This is a genomic window from Bartonella sp. CR127HXZ (assembly GCF_042194555.1).
Taxonomy (GTDB): domain Bacteria; phylum Pseudomonadota; class Alphaproteobacteria; order Rhizobiales; family Rhizobiaceae; genus Bartonella; species Bartonella grahamii.
This window is the reverse complement of record NZ_JBHIMZ010000041.1, coordinates 1-1,739: the sequence shown is the minus strand read 5'-3', so window position 1 is coordinate 1,739 and position 1,739 is coordinate 1. Positions and strand designations below refer to the sequence as shown.

Annotated in this window: 1 pseudogene; it reads right to left on the bottom strand. The window is 47.8% G+C overall.

The features are described from left to right. Positions 1 to 1,739, bottom strand: a pseudogene (locus ACFIKY_RS08910) (phage tail tape measure protein); the annotation flags it as partial.

The following is a 1,739-nucleotide window of genomic DNA, read 5'->3' as shown; positions in this document are numbered from 1 at the left end:
AAATTGTGCAATCGGTTGAATGGCTGTTGTGCCTCCCAAAAAACTTGGCAAAAACTCTCTTAAATTAATGGACCCAAACCACCCCTTCATACGATGAGGCAAAGATTACAAAAATCTGTCAATTGTGAGATGGTGCCCATAAAACCATCGACAATCCAACTCGCTAAATCTTCCCCAGCTTGTTCCATACTTGCCTTGGCAGCATCAGAGAGCTTTTCGCGGGCAAAAAAGCTTCCCAACCAGCTCCAAAAGTTGGAAAGGCTTTGTTTAAAGCCCTCCCACACATTGCCAAACCACCTGCCAACAACGTCAAGTCCTTGTTTGAACTTTTGCCAATGTTCAGAGAAATCAAAAGCATTGGCGATTATATTTTTCCAACGCGTAATGGTGGTGGTATCGGCACCAAAAAAACGCATAACAGCTTCAAAGGCACGACCAAAAGCGTGTGCTATCCCCCGTGCAAAGCCTTTAACAAAGGAAGAGAAACGATCCCAATATTTCCACAAAACAAAACCAGCAGCCAGTATGACCGCCACAACAGCAGCAACCACAGCCCCTATTGGGGTAAAAACAGCCCCCACAACAGAGGCAATAGCTGCCCCAGCCACTTCTATCGCTGCCCCTATCCAACCAAAAGAGGCGGCGAATGCAGAACCAGAGACCATAACACCCCGAAACGCTGCCACGAGTAAAGTCATCGGGCGTAAAAGACGCAGCGCGCTCCCACCAAGCCCTGCCATCAATAACTTCAAGGAGCGCCCTGCGGCTGCTAAGCCACGCCAGCTTGTTTTAAGCTTACCGCTCACACCAACAAGTTTGATCAAAGAGCCTATCAACTTTAGCAAGCCAAGGCGTGTCCCGGCAAGAGTAAAGCGCAACACGCGCAGAGCAATATTAAAAGCCATAAGGGCAGCAATGGTTTTGATGATGGCGCTTGTTAAAGTGGGATGGGCATTCGCCCACGCCATCAACCCATTGGTAAAATTGCCAACACTTTCCATCAAACTGTTGACAGGGGGCAGAAGCACTTCACCAATGCTAATCCCCAAAGCCACAATGCGGTTTTGCAAAAGTTCAAATTGCCGCATGGCACCGGTTGCTTGTTTGTCTGCTTCTTGTTCTACAGAACCTTTAAAGACTTGTGGATCTTTCACATAATCTAAAGCTTGCCCTAATAATTCGGGATTGCCCACCAATTTGGCAAAATCACCAGTAAAATCGCGCCCAGCAATGGCAATCAGCGAACGCATACCCTGTTCAGATTTCGCTAAAACATCAAAAAAGCGTACCAAGGTACCGGTGGCATCTTTGTCCAGATCTTGCATAAATTTTTCGCGGGAAAGCCCGATATTGGCAAAAGCATCTTCAATATGTTTGCCTCCTGCCTGAATACGGGCACTCATGGCATTAAAACCACGCGCGGCACTCTCTGGAACAATCCCAGCAGAAATCATCGCTGTACCAAATGCTGCTGTTTCCCGCGCGGTGAGCTTAAACATGGTTGCCGCACCGGTGGCACGATTGGTAAAATCAGACACTTCACTTGCCTTGGCCGCCATGTGGTTAGAGAGATGGTTGATCGCATCGCCTAGATCTTCAATGCCTGCTTGATTAAGCTTAAAGACATTGCGCAACTTGGCAAAGCGCTCCCCAATCTGATCCCCCGTCATATCAAAAGCAACAGCCGCTTTGGCAGCGTAAATGCTAAAAGCTTCTAGATCTTGTTCGCCAATTCCTGC